Source organism: Streptomyces sp. 2323.1 (assembly GCF_900221035.1).
Classification (GTDB): Bacteria; Actinomycetota; Actinomycetes; order Streptomycetales; family Streptomycetaceae; genus Streptomyces; species Streptomyces sioyaensis.
Window position 1 is genome coordinate 5,330,787 of sequence record NZ_LT907981.1, and the last position, 18,811, is coordinate 5,349,597.

12 protein-coding genes are annotated in these 18,811 nt (G+C 74.7%); 5 read left to right on the forward strand and 7 right to left on the reverse strand.

Annotated elements, in window-relative coordinates; genetic code table 11:
- The first annotated feature begins 167 nt into the window (after positions 1 to 167).
- The 5 genes from CPH93_RS37430 to CPH93_RS22950 all read left to right on the forward strand — a co-directional run bounded on the left by CPH93_RS37430 (position 168) and on the right by CPH93_RS22950 (position 6,146).
- A complete protein-coding gene (locus CPH93_RS37430; protein ID WP_331716999.1) occupies positions 168 to 1,100 on the forward strand; it encodes a single-stranded DNA-binding protein in 933 nt (310 codons plus the stop codon).
- Positions 1,101 to 1,325: 225 nt separating this feature from the next.
- A complete protein-coding gene (locus CPH93_RS22935; protein ID WP_096213947.1) occupies positions 1,326 to 2,723 on the forward strand; it encodes an LAETG motif-containing sortase-dependent surface protein in 1,398 nt (465 codons plus the stop codon).
- 596 nt (positions 2,724 to 3,319) lie between these two features.
- Complete coding sequence (gene ettA, locus CPH93_RS22940) at positions 3,320 to 4,984, forward strand: energy-dependent translational throttle protein EttA (RefSeq protein ID WP_093483257.1); 1,665 nt, start codon at positions 3,320 to 3,322, stop codon at positions 4,982 to 4,984.
- 5 nt (positions 4,985 to 4,989) lie between these two features.
- Complete coding sequence (locus CPH93_RS22945; protein ID WP_006605577.1) at positions 4,990 to 5,424, forward strand: acyl-CoA thioesterase; 435 nt, start codon at positions 4,990 to 4,992, stop codon at positions 5,422 to 5,424.
- Positions 5,421 to 6,146, forward strand: a complete 726-nt coding sequence (locus CPH93_RS22950) for a hypothetical protein (protein WP_096213948.1) — start codon at positions 5,421 to 5,423, stop codon at positions 6,144 to 6,146. Before CPH93_RS22945 ends, CPH93_RS22950 begins: the two co-directional genes overlap by 4 nt.
- 63 nt (positions 6,147 to 6,209) lie before the next feature.
- Here CPH93_RS22950 and CPH93_RS22955 read toward each other — a convergent pair whose 3' ends face one another.
- The 7 genes from CPH93_RS22955 to CPH93_RS22990 all read right to left on the reverse strand — a co-directional run bounded on the left by CPH93_RS22955 (position 6,210) and on the right by CPH93_RS22990 (position 18,811).
- Positions 6,210 to 7,367, reverse strand: a complete 1,158-nt coding sequence (locus tag CPH93_RS22955) for an ABC transporter ATP-binding protein (protein WP_231976931.1) — start codon at positions 7,365 to 7,367, stop codon at positions 6,210 to 6,212.
- Positions 7,364 to 10,087 carry an FtsX-like permease family protein gene (locus tag CPH93_RS22960; RefSeq protein WP_096213949.1) on the reverse strand — a complete coding sequence of 908 codons (2,724 nt, stop codon included), beginning with the start codon at positions 10,085 to 10,087 and terminating at the stop codon, positions 7,364 to 7,366. Before CPH93_RS22960 ends, CPH93_RS22955 begins: the two co-directional genes overlap by 4 nt.
- A gap of 43 nt (positions 10,088 to 10,130) precedes the next feature.
- Positions 10,131 to 13,577 carry an FtsX-like permease family protein gene (locus tag CPH93_RS22965; RefSeq protein WP_096213950.1) on the reverse strand — a complete coding sequence of 1,149 codons (3,447 nt, stop codon included), beginning with the start codon at positions 13,575 to 13,577 and terminating at the stop codon, positions 10,131 to 10,133.
- Between the two features lie 137 nt (positions 13,578 to 13,714).
- Positions 13,715 to 14,119 carry a globin gene (locus CPH93_RS22970; RefSeq protein WP_093483252.1) on the reverse strand — a complete coding sequence of 135 codons (405 nt, stop codon included), beginning with the start codon at positions 14,117 to 14,119 and terminating at the stop codon, positions 13,715 to 13,717.
- A 129-nt stretch (positions 14,120 to 14,248) separates the two neighbouring features.
- Positions 14,249 to 15,838, reverse strand: coding sequence for an FHA domain-containing protein (locus CPH93_RS22975; protein ID WP_173909870.1), 1,590 nt, complete (start codon positions 15,836 to 15,838; stop codon positions 14,249 to 14,251).
- A 60-nt stretch (positions 15,839 to 15,898) separates the two neighbouring features.
- Positions 15,899 to 17,245: a vWA domain-containing protein gene (locus CPH93_RS22985; protein ID WP_096213951.1), complete on the reverse strand. Its 1,347-nt coding sequence runs from the start codon at positions 17,243 to 17,245 to the stop codon at positions 15,899 to 15,901.
- 135 nt (positions 17,246 to 17,380) lie between these two features.
- Positions 17,381 to 18,811, reverse strand: a complete 1,431-nt coding sequence (locus CPH93_RS22990) for a protein phosphatase 2C domain-containing protein (RefSeq protein WP_096213952.1) — start codon at positions 18,809 to 18,811, stop codon at positions 17,381 to 17,383.

Sequence of the window (18,811 nt, forward strand, 5' to 3'; positions counted from 1 at the left end):
CTCCCTCGCGATAACCCTTCCGGGTGGCCGAGTTGTCCACAGGCGGCCGGCCGTCCACACGCCGCTGCGGCGCTCGCCGAACCCGTGCAGCATGAGATCCACGCAGCGCGCGGCACAAGGCGACAGCGCGCACACGACACAGGGGGGCGTGGTCCGTGAACGACACGATGGTGACGCTGGTGGGGAATGCCGCGACGGCCGTGGAGCACCGGCAGACAACGGCGGGCGCGACGGTGGCGAGATTCCGGCTGGCGGCCACCTCCCGGCGGTGGGACAAGGCCTTGGAGCGCTGGACGGATGGGGAGACGAGTTTCTATACGGTCCGGTCGTGGCGCGGGCTCGCCGACAATGTCGCGGCGTCGGTGGCGGTGGGGGAACCACTCATCGTCCAGGGGCGGTTGCGGCTGCGGGAAGGGGAGCAGTCTCCCGAGCGGGGCGGGCAGCGATGGTTCTCGGCGGAGGTCGACGCCGTGGCGATCGGCCACGATCTCGCGCGTGGCACCGCCGCGTTCCGCAGAGTCGCGCGGACGGCGCGTACGGGTATGGACTCCACCGCGCCCTCCTCACCGCAGCCGTCCCAGCCACCTGCGCAGTCATCGGGGTCAGCGCCCGCCGCGCAGCCGCAGGGGGCACCGCAAGCTGAGCAGACACCGGGGTCACCGCAAGCTGTGCAGACACCGGAATCCTCACAGCTGTGGCAGTCACCCGGGCCCGCGCAACTGCCGCAACAGGGGAGCCGGGACGAGGCGTTGTCCGCTGCCGGGACCGCACCTGCCAAGGCGCTGAGCCGCCCGGCGAGCACGGCCAGTGGGCGCAGGGAGGATCCGGTGGCGCCGACGGCCGGCGGGGGTCGGAAGGTTCCCGTGGTCCCGACGGCCGGCGGGAGTCGCAAGGTTCCCGTGGTCCCGGCCGCCGCCGAGAGGCCCGCGGCCGTCGCCGAGAAGCCCCCGGCCGCCGGGACACCCGCAAGGGCCGGGGCGCCTCAGGCCGTTGAATCCTCGACAATCCCCCCTGTTTCGCCACCCGTTGAGCCTCCGGATCCCTCCGTCGCACCGGCCACAGCCGGAGCAGATTCGCCCGAGAAGGTGGCAGTATCCTGAAAAGTCCCGTTGATTTGTCGATAATGCCAGGTCAGGGTGCCCGTTATCGGTAACGATTGCGATTCGGATCGCTTATGGGATGCCATTACTGGGGACCCTGGTGCGCCTGCTCCATAAGATCCGACAAGTACTCACGGGGGCTGACGTGTTCGGCTGCTGAGTTCTTTGGATCTTTCCGGCGAGGCATCCTCTCCCACTCGACCGCCTCGCCCAGAGGGGAATTTCATGCTTTCCATGAAGAGGCGGGGCGCAGCCCGCCTTGCCGCCGCGGTCATGGCCTCGGGCCTGGTCGCGGCGGGTGCGATAGCCACCGCGGGGACTGCCGCGGCGGACGAGACGACCCCCGCTCACGGGGGTGCCACCGCCACGCTGGGCGGGCTGAAGACCTTCGACCAGGCGGTCGTGCACAACGAGGGAGGGGACCAGCGCGTCGGCGCGGGCCTCTTCGAGATGGCGGTCGACAACGGCGGCACGCTCCAGACGTACTGCATCGACATCCACAACCCGACGCAGCAGCAGGCGAAGTACCAGGAAGTGCCCTGGAGCGCCTCGTCGCTGCACAACAACGGGGACGCGGGCAAGATCCGCTGGATTCTGCAGAACTCGTACCCCCAGGTGAACGACCTGGCCGCGCTCGCCTCCAAGGCCGGCGCCGGCAACCTCACCGAGAAGACCGCCGCGGCCGGCACCCAGGTCGCGATCTGGCGCTTCTCCGACCACGTCAAGGTGGACGCGGTCGACCCGGCGGCCGAGAAGCTCGCCGACTACCTCGAGAAGAGCGCGCAGAACGTCGGCGAGCCCAAGGCGTCGCTGACGCTCGACCCCCCGGCCGTCTCCGGTAAGTCCGGCGGCAAGCTCGGCCCGGTCACCGTGCACACCAACGCCGACAGCGTCACGATCTCCCCGGCGGCCGGTGCGCCTGCCGGTGTCAAGATCGTCGGCAAGGACGGCAAGCCGGCCACCAGCGCCACCGATGGCACCCAGCTGTTCTTCGACGTGCCCAAGGGCGCCGCGGACGGCAGCACCTCGCTGACCGCGCAGGCCGCCACCAAGGTCCCGGTCGGCCGCGCCTTCACCGGCATCGGTGAGCACGCCAAGAGCCAGACCCAGATCCTGGCCGGCTCCAGCGAGTCCACGGTCTCCGCGGCCGCCTCGGCCTCCTGGAAGAAGCAGGGCGCCATCCCGGCGATCACCGCCGAGAAGAACTGCGCCAAGGGCGGCGTGGATGTCACGGCCAGCAACAAGGGCGATGAGGCGTTCCGCTTCCAGCTCTCCGGCAAGGACTACGAGATCGCCCCGGGCAAGTCGCAGACCGTGACCGTCCCGGTGGCCGAGGACCAGCCGTACAACATCACGATCACGGGTGCGGGCGGCTTCAAGAAGTCCTTCTCCGGGGTCCTGGACTGCAAGACCGCCGGCAGCGGCGGCGGCAAGCCCTCCTCGCAGCCCAGCCCGGCCTCGGTCGGTGGCAGCACCGGCGGTGACAAGGGCGGCGACCTCGCCGAGACCGGCTCCAGCAGCGCCACCCCGATGATCGCTGGTATCGCGGTCGTCCTGGTCCTGGTCGGCGGCGCCGCGGTGTTCTTCCTCCGTAAGAAGAAGGTCGGCACCCCCGCCCAGTGAACTCCGGGCACCCGGTGACGCCCGGCGACACGGAAGCCGCCCGAACCCAACCTCCGTGGAGCCGGGCGCCCGGTTGCAGCCGGCGACCGCCCCTTGACCCGCCGGTGAGCGGGCGGTAACCGGTCGAGTACGTGAAGGCCCCGGAGCGCAGCGGCGCTCCGGGGCCTTCGGCGTTCGCGTGCCCCGGGCGACCCGGGTCCCCCAGCGACGGCACCGTCCGTTCCGCGATGACGGACGCCGGGCAGGCCAGGCGGGGGCCGGCCGGAGGGCATGTGGGCGAGGTGCCCGTGCACGAGCGACGGCTCCGCCCCGTCCCCTAGCGGCGGCGCAGCCCCGTGCCCCCGTGGCGGCGCTCCCGTCCCCCCGCGCCGGCGCCCCTCCGTTCGGCCGGGCGTGACGATGACGGAGAGCAACCGAGCAGCCACCACGTCGTGGCAGGTCAGGGCTGAGCAGGGGCGCTCTGACCTACTCGTTTCCGCCAGAGCACAGGCGTACGGCAAGATGGGGTGTATCTGCCCTCCCCCGGTCACCGCGTACGACGGCCCGGGGCGGTGCCGCACAGACCCTGATCGATCCAATCTGCCGGACGGTTTCTCTTGGCTGAGTACATCTACACGATGCGCAAGGCGCGCAAGGCGCACGGCGACAAGGTCATCCTCGATGACGTGACGCTGAGCTTCCTGCCGGGCGCAAAGATCGGTGTCGTGGGTCCCAACGGCGCCGGTAAGTCGACGGTGCTGAAGATCATGGCCGGTCTTGAGCAGCCGTCGAACGGCGACGCGTTCCTCTCCCCGGGCTACACCGTCGGCATGCTCCTGCAGGAGCCGCCGCTGGACGAGTCCAAGACGGTGCTGCAGAACGTGCAGGACGGCGCCGCCGAGGTCATGGGCAAGCTCCACCGCTTCAACGAGGTCGCCGAACTCATGGCGACCGACTACTCCGACGCGCTGATGGAGGAGATGGGCAAGCTCCAGGAGGACCTCGACCACGCCAACGCGTGGGACCTGGACACCCAGCTGGAGCAGGCCATGGACGCGCTCGGCTGCCCGCCCGGCGACTGGCCGGTCACCAACCTCTCCGGTGGTGAGCGCCGCCGCGTCGCGCTGTGCAAGCTGCTGCTGGAGGCCCCCGACCTGCTGCTCCTCGACGAGCCCACCAACCACCTGGACGCCGAGTCCGTGCAGTGGCTGGAGCAGCACCTCGCGAAGTACCCCGGCACCGTCGTCGCCGTCACCCACGACCGGTACTTCCTCGACCACGTCGCCCAGTGGATCTGCGAGGTCGACCGCGGCCGCCTGCACGGCTACGAGGGCAACTACTCCAAGTACCTCGAGACCAAGCAGACCCGTCTCAAGGTCGAGGGCCAGAAGGACGCCAAGCGTGCCAAGCGTCTGAAGGAAGAGCTGGAGTGGGTCCGCTCCAACGCCAAGGGGCGGCAGGCCAAGTCGAAGTCGCGACTGGCCCGTTACGAGGAGATGGCGGCCGAGGCCGACAAGATGCGGAAGCTGGACTTCGAGGAGATCCAGATCCCGCCGGGCCCGCGCCTGGGCAATGTCGTCGTCGAGGTCGACAAGCTCAACAAGGCCTTCGGCGAGAAGGTCCTGATCGACGACCTGAGCTTCACCCTGCCCCGTAACGGCATCGTCGGTGTCATCGGCCCGAACGGCGCCGGCAAGACCACGCTGTTCAAGATGCTCCAGGGCCTGGAGACCCCGGACTCCGGCGACATCAAGGTCGGCGAGACCGTCAAGATCTCCTACGTCGACCAGAGCCGCGAGAACATCGACCCCAAGAAGACCCTGTGGGCCGTGGTCTCCGACGAGCTGGACTACATCAACGTCGGCCAGGTCGAGATGCCCTCGCGTGCCTATGTGAGCGCCTTCGGCTTCAAGGGGCCGGACCAGCAGAAGCCGGCCGGGGTGCTCTCCGGCGGTGAGCGCAACCGCCTCAACCTCGCGCTCACCCTCAAGCAGGGCGGCAACCTCCTGCTCCTCGACGAGCCGACCAACGACCTCGACGTCGAGACCCTGTCCTCGCTGGAGAACGCGCTGCTGGAGTTCCCGGGCTGCGCCGTGGTCGTCTCCCACGACCGCTGGTTCCTCGACCGCGTCGCCACGCACATCCTGGCGTACGAGGGCGACTCCAGGTGGTTCTGGTTCGAGGGCAACTTCGAGTCCTACGAGAAGAACAAGGTCGAGCGCCTCGGTGCGGATGCGGCCCGTCCGCACCGCGCCACGTACAAGAAGCTCACCCGGGGCTGACCGTCGTGCGACACCTCTACTCCTGCCCCCTGCGCTGGTCGGACATGGACGCGTTCGGCCATGTCAACAACGCGGTGTTCGTCCGCTACCTCGAAGAGGCGCGGATCGACTTCATGCACCGGCTGGCGCCGGGGGACGGCAGCCCGTCGTTCACGGGCGGCTCGGTCGTCGCCCGGCACGAGATCGACTATGTGCGGCCGCTGGTCCACCGGCATGCCCCGGTGACCGTCGAGTTGTGGGTGACGAAGATCAGCGCCGCGTCGATGACGGTCGGCTACGAGGTCAAGGATGAGGACACCCTCTATCTGCGGGCCTCGACCGTCGTCGTCCCGTTCGACTTCACCGAGAACCGCCCCCGCCGCCTCACCGCGGAGGAGAAGACGATCCTCAAGGAGTATCTGGACGACGCCGCGCACCAGCGGGGGGCCGTCGCGGTATGACGGTGCTGCACCTCGCCGACGCCGGGGAGGCGGCGGATCTCGCTGCCTTCCTGGCCCGGCTGATCCACTACGACAAGGCCGCCGCGGTACGCCTCCAGGCCGGCGGCGGTGTGCTCGCCGTCTTCGGCCGCCCGCCGTCCTTCGAGGTGCTGGCGATCCGCACCGCCCGGCTCGCCGGGGACACGGACCTGGACAGCACCGTCTCGGCCGGTGAACTCCTCGAAGGCATCGAGGAGTCGTCGGACGAGGTGACCGTGCCCGCCGCGGTCACCGGCCCGCCGTGGACCGGGGTGCTGCCGCCGCGCGGCGGCTGGCAGCGGGTGCCGGGGCTGCCCGCGCCCGAGGCGCTGGTACGCGCGGTGGCCGCCGCGGTCGCCGAATTCCGGTCCCGGGACGAGGCGCTGGAGCCGCAGCACCGCACCCGTGCCGCACGGGACCGTATCGGCCGGGAGATCTGGTCGCGCACCCTCGGCGACACCCACCTTCCGCTGCGCGCCGCCCATGCCGCGCAGTCGCTGGGCTTTCTGCGTCCGGCCCGGGCCGGGGCACTGGCGGGCGGTGGCACGTCCTCCGGCGCCGCCGACTCCCGTCCCCAGCCGCTGAGTCTGCTGTCCGCGGGCGGCTGGCTGCGGCTGAGCACCCCCTACGGGTCGATCGCCGTACGGACCGGGGGCGCCGCGGGGGCGACCGGGTTGTCGGGGCTCACGGTTACGCCGGTCTGAGAGGCCCGGCCCCGCCGGTGGCGGCCGGGCCGGACGCAACAGGACACACGCGAGGCGGCCGAACTAGCTGTCCTCCTCGGTGACTTCGTCCCCGTCCCGGCTTTCGTCCCGGCCACTGCCGCCACCCCCGCCCCTGTCTCCGTCCCTGCCTCCCTCCCCGCCCGTCTCGCGCCCCCGTGCCGCCCCATCAGCCGTGCGGTCCGGCCAGACGCCGATGTGGTCGCTCTCCAGCTCCAGCAGGACGCGGTGTTCCATGCCCAGGCTGTGGGTGTACTCGGCCGGAAGCTGGAGCCGGCCTGCGCGGTCGAGCATGGCGTACTCGCGGGCCACCAGGGATTCCCGGCCGGTTGCGGCATCTCGTTCGGTGCGCCGCAGCACCTCCGAGGACGTACGGCCGTCGCGGATCGCGACCGTGCGCCGTACCTCGCCCGCCACCGCCTGGTCGTGGGTGACGATCACGATCGTGGTGCCCAGCTCCTCGTTGGCGGTGCGGAAGGCCGTGAAGACCTGCTCGGCGGTGTGCGAGTCCAGTTCGCCGGTGGGCTCGTCGGCCAGCAGTACGGACGGGGTGTTGGCCAGTGCCACCGCGATCGCGGTGCGCTGCTGCTCGCCGCCGGAGAGCTGGTGCGGACGGCGGTCCCGGCAGTGGTCGAGGGCGAGCATCGACAGCAGTTCCGCGGCCGCCTTCGTACGGGCCGCCCGCCGCCGGCCGCCGTGCAGCTGCATCGGCAGCATGACGTTCTGCTGGGCCGTCAGATACGGCAGGAGGTTGCGGGCGGTCTGCTGCCAGACGAAGCCGACGACGTCGCGGCGGTAGCCGAGCCGGGCCCGGGCGTCCATCGTCAGCAGATCGCGGCCGGCGACCGTGGCGGCGCCGGCGGTCGGCACGTCCAGGCCGGCCAGGATGTTCATCAGGGTGGACTTGCCGCTGCCGGACGCCCCGACCAGCGCCATCAACTCGCCCTCGGCGACCAGCAGATCGAGCCCTTGCAGGGCCTGCACTTCGACACCGTCGGTGGTGAAGACCCGTACCAGGCGGTCGCAGGCGATCAGTGCGTCATGCCCGTAGGAGGGGCGCCCGTGCCGGGAGGCCGCGCGGCGCTCCAGCTCGGCCAGGGTGCTGGGTGCGGTGGGGCGAGGCCGGGCGGCCGGGGCCGCCTCGGGGTCGTGCGCCGTCGGCGGTGTGGCGTCAGGTGTGGCGTCATCGGGCCGTGTGGTCATCGGGGGTCCCCCGCTCTCAACTCGGTGCTCTCGCGGCGCCGTCCGCTCAGCCAGGCCTGGGCCAGGACCACCGCAAGGGCCAGGGCGAGCACGCCCGCCGACGGCAGCAGCAGGGACGCGGGATCGGTTGGTATGCGTACGGTGCCCCGGGCGCCGCCTCCCGGGGCGCCGGGGAGGGCGAGCGGGGTGAGGTCCATCCCCGGGCCCAGCAGCCGGATCGCCGCGGCCCCGACCAGCGCGCCGCCGAGGGCCGCGAGCAGCGCCTGCGGCAGCGCTTCCAGGACCAGCAGACGTCGCCCCTGGGCCGGGGTCAGGCCCATCGTGCGCAGCCTGGCCAGGAGTTGGGTGCGCTGCGGGGCGGCCTGGAGGAGGGACAGCAGCAGGGCGAGCAGGGCGAAGCCGGCACCGGCCACGACGGCGGCGGCGTAGAGGCGCTCCGCGCCCTGCTGGAGCGGCGAGTCGGCCAGCTCGGCGCGTTCGGCGGAGCGCAGGGTCAGCCGGGTGGGCAGCGACGGCGGGGTGTGGGTGCGGACGGCGGTGCGCAGCGCCCCGGCGTCGAGGGCGTGGCCGGACAGCAGCAGGAGGGAGGGGCCGTTGGCGGGGTCGGCGTAGGTGTCCGGGTGCAGCCGGGCCACGCTCCGGGCGTTGAGCACGACGAAGTCGCCGCCGGGCTGCGCGGGAGTGTCGCTGCGGACGACCTGGGGACGGATCACCAGCTGGCCGAACTCCGGCTGCAGGGCCATCGGTGCGCGCCCGAAGCGGGTCACGAAGCTGGGGGAGACCAGCGCGGGCAGCGGCCGGTCGCCGCCGGGGTCGGCCAGTTCCCGCGCGGCGAACGCGCCGAGGCCGGTGGCGCGGGCGAGCCGGGCGTAGGCCTCGGCGTCGGCGATGACCAGATAGAGCGGCGGACCGCTGTCGTCGGCGGCCTGGATGCTGATCCGTACCGGTACGGCGTCCGCGACGCCCGGCACCTTGCCGACCGCTCGGCGCAGCGCCTCGGGGAGGGCATGGCCGGCGGAGATCCGGGCCTCGGCGCCGACCGCGGTCAGCGCCGCGTGATCGCGTGCGGTCGCGACCCCGGCGAGCACCGAGCCCCCGAAGGAGGCCGTGGTCAGCGCCACCACCAGGGCCAGCAGCGGCAGCCCGGCGGTGGCCGGGGCGCGGCCCGCGCGGGCCAGCGCCAGGAACCCGGTCAGCCCGGCGGTCCGGGCGGCGGGACGGGCGGCCAGCCGCAGCGGGAGGGGGTACAGCCGTATCAGGACCAGCGCGGCGATCCCCGCGAGCAGCACCGGGGCCGCGCTGACCAGGAGGTCCACCCCGCCGGCCGCCGTACTCCGGCGGCGCAGCGCGAGCACCGCACCCACCGCCAGTACCAGCACGGTCAGTTCGGCGACCGTACGGCGCCGGGAGGGGCGGGCCCGGATCAGGTCGGTCCGCTCGGCGGGGCGGGGCCGGCGGTGGGCGACGGCGGCCCGCAGCGGCAGGGCGAGCGTGCCCAGCAGCCCGGTCCCGGCCGCCGCCAGCAGCGAGGGCAGCATCCGTTCACCGGGCACCAGTAGCGCCAGACCGCCGCCGGCCGCGGCCGCGGGCAGTGCCACCGCGGCGGTCTCCGCCGCCAGGTGCCCGGTCAGCCCGGCCAGCGAGGCGCCGCGGGCCCGCAGCAGGGCCAGTTCGGCGTGCCGGCGGGACGCGGCCAGTCCGGCGGTCATCAGCAGCACCACCGATGCCACGGTGCCGATCCCGCACGCGGCCACCGCGATGACCGGCGCGATCGCCGCCCGGGTCCGTGCGAAGGAGTCCAGCAGCCCGTCCACCGCGCTGTCGGCCAGCGCGCCGGCGCCCGCGACCGTGCGCAACCGGGCGAGGGCCACGCCGTGTTCGAGGGAGACCACCCTCTCCCGCAGCAGCGGGGCGTCCCGGGCGGTCAGCGCGCCGGGGTCGAGGGGGTAGCGCCAGAACTTCTCCGGCTCGCCGGCGGCCGGCAGCGCCGGTCCGTCCTGCGGCGACAGCAGCAGACCGGCCCGCCAGTACCTCTGCGGCGGCGGGCCCGGTGACACATCCTGGCGGGCGGCGGCCATCAGCGGGTCCACCGCCCAGTACGCGCCCTGCGGGGCCCGCGGGGTGAGCAGCCCGCAGATCCGTACCGTCAGGCCGTCCAGATGCAGCCGGCTGCCGAGGTGCAGCCGGAGGGTCCGGGCGGTGGCGACGGTGACCGCCGCCTCCAGAGTGCGCGCCCCCGGCCGCGCGGCGTGCGGCAGCCGGCCCTCGGTGACGGTGGCGTGCCGGTCCAGGCCGGAGGCCGCGTACAAGGAGAGGAGGGGGGCGAGACCCTCCGGCCGGGGCAGCCAGGCGTCTTGTGCGGCCGGGGCCTTGGTGGTGCGGACGCCGTACATGGCGTCGCCCCCGGCGATCCGCAGCGGGGCGGTGAACTGCCCCCGGATCGCCCGGTCCTGGCGGGCGAGCTCCGGCCCGGCGTAGGCGGCCGCGGGGTCGCCGCCGGCCAGGTCCGTGCGCGAGACGGTGATCTCCACCGTCCGCTGAGCGGGCGGCACCGAGCCGAGCGCATGGCGCACCCCATCGGTCTCGTACGCCGCCACCCCGCGCGGGAACGCCGCCGCCAGGAAGGCCGTGACCAGCACCAGCGCGCCCAGCGCCAGTGCCGCCGGGCGCGAGGCACGCAGCCGGGCGCGCAGCCAGTCCGTCCGGGTCAGGGCGTTCACCGGCGCTCACCCCGTCCGGCGGGGGCCATGGCGGGCCGGGTCATCACCGTGCTCCTTGGCTGCGCAGGGCCTGCACCGGGTCGCCGGGGCGCAGTCCGAGGGCCGCGACGGCCAGCAGCGGCACCGCCGCGACCGCCGCCAGCAGCGCCACCACCGGGCCGGGCGGCAGCTCCACCAGCACCGGCGGCTGCGGTCGGCCCGCCTGTTCGGTGAGCACGACCAGCGGCACGACCGCCCGGGTCAGCGCCGTGCCCAGCGCCGCGCCGACGCCCAGGGCCAGCGCGATCAGGACGCCCTGTTCGGCGGCGATCATCCGGGCCGGCTGCCCCCGCGGCGCCCCCAGGGCACGTAACACCGCGAATTCCCTGGTCCGTTCGCGGACGGAGGCGGCGGCACCGACCCCGAAGCCGACCGCCGCCAGCGCGACGGCGGCCGCGGCGGCCGCTCCCAGCGCGGTCTGCGGGCCGAGCCCCAGCGGATCGTCGTGCAGTTGGCCGGCGATCTCGTCGCGGACCAGGACCTGGTCCGGGTCGGTGTCCGGGCGGGTCCGCAGCGCCTCGACGACCCGGCCCGTCGCGCCCGGCGCGGGGCGCAGCCACCACTCGCCGGCGGTCAGCGGCGGGGCACCGCGGTCGGACAGCGCCTCGTTGACGGCGCCGAGGTCGACCAGCAGTCCGCCGCTGGCCGGTGCGTCCGCCGGCCCCGGCAGCGCGGGGACCGCCCGTATGATGCGGGCCTTCAGCGGCTGCCCGTTGACCGGTATCTCGACGACGGAGCCGGTCTTCGATCCGCTGGCGCGCAGAAAAGCCCCGGTGGCGACGGCGGGGAGCGGCGGCCGCGCGGCATGCGCGGCGGTGATCCGTACCGTCGTCACCGACGCACCGTACGAATCCAGCCGGGCTCCGGTGTCATAGGTCTGGGACAGCAGCCCGCCGCGCGGGACCTCGGCCCGGCCCGCCCTGGGCCCGAACGCCTCGCCCACGGAGCTGCTGGTATCGGTGATCTTCGGCTGCCAGCGGAGGGCGGCGGGGGCGGCGAGGGGCCGGGGCGGGGCGTCGCCGGCGGTGGCCTCGGCGGCGGTGACGGTGAGCTGCTGCCGGTGCGCGACCGGCGGTTGGTCCAGGCCGGCGACCAGGCCGGTCAGCCGCAGCGGACCGGCCGGGCGGCCCGCCGGGGCGCCGGCCGCGACGGCGAGGTCCGCGGTGAGGGTGTGCGGCCGGCCGTCGGCCGCGAGCGAGCCGAGCGGGAGGGCGGACGGGACGCCGTGGCCGTCGGTGAGGAGGGCGGAGAGGGTCGCGGGCACCGGGCCGGTGTCCTGCGGGTCGGTGTCCGCGTCGGCCATCGGCGGCCGCTGGGAGGGCGGCAGCGTCCGCAGCGAGCGCAGGGTCGCGGTCAGCCGTAACCGGTCGGTGTGCGGGGGCAGTTCCACGCCCGCCGGGGGCTCGTCGTGCGGTGCCACCGCGCGCAGCAGCCGGTCCGCCGCCGTGCTCGCCGGGTCGTCGGCGGCGCCGCCCACCAGGTCGCCGCGCAGCAGCAGGGCCCCCGCCGACTGCCGGGTGTCCAGGGCGAGCAGCGAGGAGTTCTTGCCGTCCGGCAGATCGAGTCCGGTCAGCCCGGCGGGCAGCGCCGCGGCCACCCCGGGCACGTCCGCGTACGCCCCGCCCTGGCCCCACTGCGGGGTCCGGCTCGCCAGGACGCGCACCGGTGCGGCCGCGCGGAAATCGGCCTGGTCGTCCTGCGAACGGTCCCAGGACGCGCCCTGGCCGATCGCCAGCATGCCCAGCGCGGTGGCCAGCACCAGCAGCAGCACGGGGCCGGCGCCACGCTGCGGGCGGCGGCTGATCTGCCAGCCGGCCAGCGGCGCGGCGAGCCCCCGCCCGCGGGCCGCGCCCCGCTCGGCAAGCCGCGCGGCGAGCGGCAGCAGCCGCAACGTCAGCACCGTCCCCGCGAGCAGCGCCAGCGCCGGGGCGGCCACCAGCACCGGATCGATACCGAGCCGGCCGGTGGTGTCCCCGGTCAGCACCCCGCTGCCCGCGCCGTCGCCCGCCGTCTGCCGCTGGAGCTGCCAGAAGGCGACGCCGGCGATCACCAGCAGCCCGACGTCCGCGCCCGTCCTTCCCCACGCTCGCCACTCCGTTCGCACAGGGGCGACCCCCGCCGCACCGGGCAGCGCCCGCGCCCGCCGGGTGTTGGGGCCGGCCGGGCCGGTGCGCAGCAGCGCTGGTGCGGCGACCGCGAGGGCGCAGCCCAGCGCCACGGCGCTGCCGGTCAGCCAGGTCGCGCCGGTGAGGCCGGTGTCCAGCGGCAGCCCGATGCGGGCCGACGGGCCGTGGCCGGCCAGCAGATGCAGCAGCGGGCCGGTCAACAGCGGCGCGCCGAGGGCGGCCGGTGCGGCCAGCAGCAGCGACTCGGCCAGGGCCAGCCCCGCGATCCGCCGCCGGGAGCCGCCCCGGGCCCGCAACAGCGCCGTCTCGCCGGCCCGTTCGGTGCTCAGCATCCGGGCGACCAGCAGCAGGGCACAGCCGGCCAGCAGGATCAGCTGCAGCGCGACGATCAGGATCGTCGAGCGGTTGACCAGCAGCGCCCGCTGCAACTGCCCCAGTGCGTCGGGGAGGCCGGTGGTGGCGGTGGCCTGGCCCGCGAACGCCGGATCGGCCATCAGCGCTTTGGGGGCGGCTGCGGCGGCGGCGCTCAGTGCGGGCAGCCGGTCCGCGGTCAGCGGGCGGAAGTCGGCGGTGGCGAGCCAGCCCACCGAGTCCTGGGCCACCCCGCCGCCGGGGGCCGCCCCGCCGCCCCTGGCCGCCCCGCCGCGGAACGCCGCCGGATCGGTGTACAGCGGCCCGTAGGTGGTGAATCCGATGGTGCGCACCCCGCGCCCGCCGAGGTCGTCGAGCTTCCAGTACGGGTCGCTGCGGTCGGTGGGCCGGTAGACGCCGGTGACCTCGACCGTCAAGTGGGCGGAGCCGGAGAGCCGGTTGTCGAGGGTGAGCCGCCGGCCGGGCGCGATCCCCAGCCGGGCGGCCGCGGCGGCCGGCATCGCGACGGGCAGCGGCCCGCGCCGGACCGCCGTGGGCCAGTGGCCGGCGGTGAGGGTGAGCCGGGAGCGGTCCAGGGCGGCGAGCTGGGTGAGATCCGGTTCATCCTTGGGCGCGGGGGGCGACCGGAGCGTACGGGGCAGGCCGTACGGCCCGGAGCGGACCAGCGTACGGACCGTGAACGGCAGCCCGTCGAAGGCCCGCCGGGCGCCCCGGGCGACCGCCCGGTCCGCCGACTGCCTTTGCACGGTGGGAAGTTGGGCCTTCACCTGGAGCGCGGCAGCCGGGGCGGCGCGGGTCCGCAGGGCCTGCCGCAGCCCCGCGTCCCCGATCGCGCCGGAGAAGGCGGTCAGCGTCGCGAGCACCGTGCTGGTGAGCAGCACTGACAGCAGGGCAGCGGTCAGCAGGAGACGGTGCGCCCGCACCCGTAGAAAGACAAAGACAAAGCCGGACACGGACCCCCCTTACCGCGCTCAGCACCACACAGATGAACGAATGGTGGCAGACGAGGGGCGGGGGCGGAGGGGGCTGTGGATGGTCTTGGCCGGAACATGACCGCGGTGGCCGGGCGCCGGCCGGTGTGAGGTGCTTCTCAGTCCGCGGCGTTGATCATCGTGGCGGCCGCGTACGTGAGGTAGTTCCACAGCTGCGTCTCGTGGGCCTCGGACAGGCCGAGGGAGTCCACCGCCTCGCGCATGTGCCGCAGCCAGGCGTCATGGGCGGCCCGGTCGACGGTGAACGGGGCGTGCCGCATCCGCAGCCGGGGGTGCCCGCGGCCGTCGCTGTACGTACGGGGGCCGCCCCAGTACTGCATGAGGAACAGCGCGAGCCGCTCCTCGGCCGGGCCCAGGTCCTCCTCCGGGTACATCGGCCGCAGCAGCGGGTCCTCGGCGACTCCCTGGTAGAAGCGGTGCACCAGGCGCCGGAAGGTCTCCTCGCCACCGACCTGTTCGTAGAAGGTCTGCTCCTCAAGCGTGCCGCGTGGAATCTTGTTCACCCGTCCATGGTGGCAGACACCGAGACCGAGGGCTCCGGTCCTAGGGCGAGCGGGCGCCACGGGCCCACAAACGCCGCCGGGGCGTGATCGGTTGATCACGCCCCGGGGTCGCCGGCTGCCGGCAGCGGATCAGCCGCGGCGGACGGTCAGCGTCGTCCAGGCACCGACATGCACCCGGTCGCCCTCATGGAGCGGAACCGGCACATAGGGCTGGATCGGGTCCTCGGCGAGGTTGATCGTCGTGCCGTTGGTGGAGTTCTGGTCCACCACCGCCCAGCTGCCGTCCTGCTGCTGCACCAGCAGCGCATGCTGATGCGAGACGCCCGGGTCCTCCGGGGTGCTGCCCAGATCGATGTCGGGGGCCTCGCCGGTGCTGTTCCGGCGGCGGCCGATCGCGATCTGGCCGTTGGCGAGCGGCAGCACCTGCTCGGGGGAGTACGCGGGCAGGTTGAGCCCCGCCGCCTCCGGGCCGCTGCGGCCCATCATCGCCATGAAGTACTCGCGGTCCGGCGCGATCGCCACCGCCCAGCCGTTGCCGACGACCGGTTGCGGACCCTGCGGCGGCGCCGCGGGACCTTGGCCGGTGCCGGGGCCGCCCTGCCACTGCTGGTCCGGTCCGGGCTGCTGCTGCGGCATCTGCTGCTGCTCGTACGGCGGCTGCTGCTGCTCGTAGAAGCCCTGCTCCTGCGGCGGGAACGGCGCGGGCGGCTGCTGCTGCTCGAACGGGGCCTGCGGGCCCGGTCCGGGCGGCGCGGGCGCCATCGGCGGCGGCGCGGCCTGGGCGCTCGGCGGGTTCAGCGTCCAGTCGTCGCCGCCCTGCTGCTGCGGCGGGGGGCCGGGCTGACCGGCCGGGCCGGGGCCGGGCATCCCGGGCGGCGGGCCGGGCTGACCGGGGTAGCCGCCGGGGCCGGGCTGCTCGGGGTAGCCGCCGAGCCCGGGCTGGTCGGGGAAGCCGCTGGGCCCGGGCTGACCGGGGAAGTCGCCGGGGCCGGGCTGACCGGGGCCGCCCTGCGGCATGCCCTGCTGCTGCGGGGGCTGGGGCTGCTGGGGCTGCGGCGGCGGGAAGCCATAGCCGTCCTGGGGGCCCGGTGCGGGCGGCGGGAAACCGTAGCCGCCCTGGCCAGCCTGGGGCCCGGGCGGCGGACCCGGCTGCTGTCCGGGCGGCGGCGCGTAGGACGTCGGGGAGTTGGTGAGGAAGTTGTAGCGGCACCCCTCGCAGAACGGTGCCATCGCCTCGCGGGGCGTACCGCACTGCGGGCAGGTCTCGGGCTGCCCGGAGCCGGCCGGGCCGGGGCCGGGTGCGGGCGGCGGGAAGCCGTAACCGCCCTGGCCGCCCTGGGGGCCGGGGCCGCCCGGGCCCGGTGCGGGTGCGGGCGGCGGGAAGCCGTAACCGCCCTGGCCACCCTGGGCACCGGAGCCGCCGGGGCCCGGTACGGGGGGCGGGAAGCCGTAACCGCCCTGGCCGCCCTGGTTGTCGGGCGCGCCGGGGCCGGGGCCACCGAAGCCGGGGCCGGGCCCACCGGGCGGCGGGGTCTGACCCTGCGGCGGGCCGGCCTGGCCCTGCGGCGGGGCGGGCGGGCCGGGCGGCGGGCCGGGAGGTGCGTTCAGGAATCCCGCAGGCAGGGAGGGCGGCGGGGGGACCGCGCCCGCCATCCGCTGGCCGCACACCTCGCACCAGTCTTCGGCCACCGACTGGTGGCCGCTCGGGCAGGTCGGCATGTCGGTTCTTCCCCCTCCGTACCGATTTCTCGCGGTGGTACTGCTCGGTACTGATCGTGGCTATTTCTTCACGCGAACGGTCTTGGTCGAGCGCGTTTCGAGAGTCATCTCGTCCGCCTCGGCGACCGTCGCCTTCAGTCGCACAGTACCGGTCGCCGCATCGACGACGTCCACCACCTTCGCAAGCAGTTTCGCAGTCTCCTCGTTGCCCGAGCTTCCGGCCAGCTGTACTGCGCGGCCCAGTTTCGCCGTGGCGCCGCCGGTATCACCCGACTTGCGGGCATCGAGCCCCTGTTGGATCGCTTGTGCCAGTTCTGCCTGCCCTGTGTAGTGCGCCACCTGCGGATTGATGGAGGTGGAGGCGGCCACGTCGTCCGTCCACACGGCCCGTACGAGCGCCTGCGACAGCGGCTGCGGCGACGGGCCGGCCGGGTCGCCGTCCGGCCCGGAAATGATCAATGACACACGGGCGGCCAGCATTTCCTGGCCGACGCCGGCCGCCGGGACGCGGACGCAGAGGTGGTAGTCGCGGGACTCGTCGCCCCAGGAGCCGGTCGGATAGTCCCCCGACCGCGGCCCGGACTCCCGGCGCCGGCCGGTCAAGTCCGCCACCGTGGGTGCCACTTGCTTGACGAAGACGGTCTCGGCGCCCAGCGGGGTCCACAGCCGCAGCCCGACATCGGCGACTTCCTTGCCCATCGCCGTCTCCATCATCCGCGTGAAGTCGGCGGCCAGCCCGGCCGGATCGGCCACGATGTCGGCGGTGCCCAGGAGCGCGGAGGCGATGCCGGTGACCTCCTTGACCTCCCAGTCCGTGCCGACCCCGCGGGCATCGCAGGTGAAGGATCCCTGGCAGGCGTCCAGGGCGGCGCGCAGCTCCTGCGGCGACTCGTGCTCATTGCGGCCGTCGGTGAGCAGGATGGCGTGCCGGATGCCGGCCCCGGTGGACGACAGCAGCCGTTCGGTCAGCCGCAGCCAGCTCCCGATGGCCGTACCGCCGCCCGCACCGAGTGCGCGCAGCGCCTCCCCGGCCTGGGCGCGGGTCTGTGCGTCGGCCACGGCCAGCCGGCCGCCGCCGGGGTAGACCTCGACGGCCCGGTGGGTACCGGCCACCACCGCGAAGCCGACACCGTCGCGCACGGCGTCGAGGGCGGCGGCCGTCGCCTCGCGGGCGCCGCGCAGCTTCGACGGCGGATGGGCCATCGACCCGGAGCAGTCCACCATGATCACCACGCCGGCATCGGGCCGGCCGGCGCCCGCGGGCACCGGCCGGCCGCCGGTCGTCCCGCCCCCGGTCGCGGTGACCGTGACGACGGCGTGCACCTCACGCCCGCCCTCGGGGAGGTAGGGGTTCTGGTACACCTCGGTGGAGAAACGCGGCACAGGGGACTTGGCGAAGTGGGCCATCCGTTGGGCTCCTTGAAACGCCGTGACCGGCCGGCCGGTGCCCCGTGGTGCGTGGTGCCGGGACCGTGGTGCGTCGTGCGGGGCGCGAGGTGCCGCGCCTCCCACCGGCGTCCGGCTCATTCGGTGGTGAGCAGGTCAGGCCGATCCTGCCCGCCCGGCCGGTGCGGGGAACGGCACCAGCGCCACTGTTACGTTGTCGTGCCCGCCGCCGTCGAGGGCGTGGGTGACCAGCGCCCGGGCGCCGTCCAGCGGCCTGCTGGGGGCGTCGTACGGCAGCACCGCGGCCATCTGCTCCGCGGACTCGGCGTAGTTCCACAGCCCGTCGGTGCACACCACGACGACGCCCGGTCCGTCCGGCTTGAACGTGGCGGTGTGCGGCTCGACCTCGTAGGCGTCCGCGCCGAGCCAGCCCGTGATGGCGTGGGCCCGCTCATCGGCGTTCGCCTCGGCCTCGGTCATCAGGTTGTTGGCGACCATCTGGGCGGCCCAGGAGTCGTCCTCGGTGAGCCGGGCGGGCGGCGCCGTGCGGTCGTTGGGGATCCAGTAGGCGCGGCTGTCGCCGACCCAGCCGACGGTCAGCAGGCCGCCGCCGACCACCGCGCCGACGAAGGTGCAGGCCGGGGCGTTCTGTTGCCGGTGCTCGTCCTGCGCCGGCGCGTCGTCGGCGGCCAGTGCGTCGACCGCCGAGGAGGCCGCCAGGATGGCCTCGTGCATGGCCTGCTGGGGGTGCGTACCGCGCGGCAGGGACGCCCGCAGCGCCTCACCGGCCGCCTCGGACGCGGCGGTGGAGGCTTCGTCCGGGCGGGTCGCCGAGGAGACGCCGTCGCAGACCACCGCGACCACGGCGGGGCTGCCGTCCGGGAGCGCGGCGGCCCGCAGGGCGAAGAAGTCCTCGTTGCGGTGGTGGCGGTGGCCGCGGTCGCTGACCGCCGCGACCCCGCCCACCTCGCTCTCCATGTGGTCGCGGGCAGGGGGCCGGGCCTGGCCGCACTGCAGGCAGTAGCCGTCGGCGTCCATGGCAGCGGACCGGCAGGCGGTGCACAGCGGGGTGCCGTAGGCGGGGGTACCGGTCGGACCCGTCGCACCGGGCTCCGCAGGGGGCGCACCGGGCTCGGAAGCCGGCGCGCCGGGCTCCGCGCCCGCGCCGGCGGCCGCTCCGTATCCGGCCACCCGCGGGTCGACGGGCGGCGGGGCGTCGGTCACCGCTGCGGGGCCGGGCATCGCCGGCGCATGACCGGGCATCGGCGGGGCGTGCTGCGGCATCGGCGGGGTGCCGGTGTCCCCGTACGGGAGGCGGGCCTGCGGGTCGGGCGGAGGCTCGGCGGGGGCGGCGGGACCGGCATGCCCCGCGGCGCCGGACGGTGCGGGCGGCCCGGGAGGCATCGGTGGCGCGGGCGGTGGGGGCGGCGGGGGCGGTACCGCCGGGGCGCCGGGCGCGGGCGGGGCGCCGTACGCCGACGTCGCGGCGGGCGCCAGGAGTGCGGCGCCGCACCGCCCGCAGAAGTTGTCCCCCGCAGCGAGCGGTTCGTCACAGCCCGGACACCGGGACGGCCCAGTCACACCCAT

Excerpts from the sequence above, each read along its gene's own strand:
- CPH93_RS22950 (WP_096213948.1), top strand. The coding sequence starts at position 5,421 with ATGACGGTGCTGCACCTCGCCGACGCCGGGGAGGCGGCGGATCTCGCT.
- CPH93_RS37430 (WP_331716999.1), top strand. The coding sequence starts at position 168 with ATGGTGACGCTGGTGGGGAATGCCGCGACGGCCGTGGAGCACCGGCAG.
- CPH93_RS22935 (WP_096213947.1), top strand. The coding sequence starts at position 1,326 with ATGCTTTCCATGAAGAGGCGGGGCGCAGCCCGCCTTGCCGCCGCGGTC.
- CPH93_RS22990 (WP_096213952.1), bottom strand. The coding sequence starts at position 18,811 with ATGGGTGTGACTGGGCCGTCCCGGTGTCCGGGCTGTGACGAACCGCTC.
- CPH93_RS22975 (WP_173909870.1), bottom strand. The coding sequence starts at position 15,838 with ATGCCGACCTGCCCGAGCGGCCACCAGTCGGTGGCCGAAGACTGGTGC.
- CPH93_RS22955 (WP_231976931.1), bottom strand. The coding sequence starts at position 7,367 with ATGACCACACGGCCCGATGACGCCACACCTGACGCCACACCGCCGACG.
- CPH93_RS22985 (WP_096213951.1), bottom strand. The coding sequence starts at position 17,245 with ATGGCCCACTTCGCCAAGTCCCCTGTGCCGCGTTTCTCCACCGAGGTG.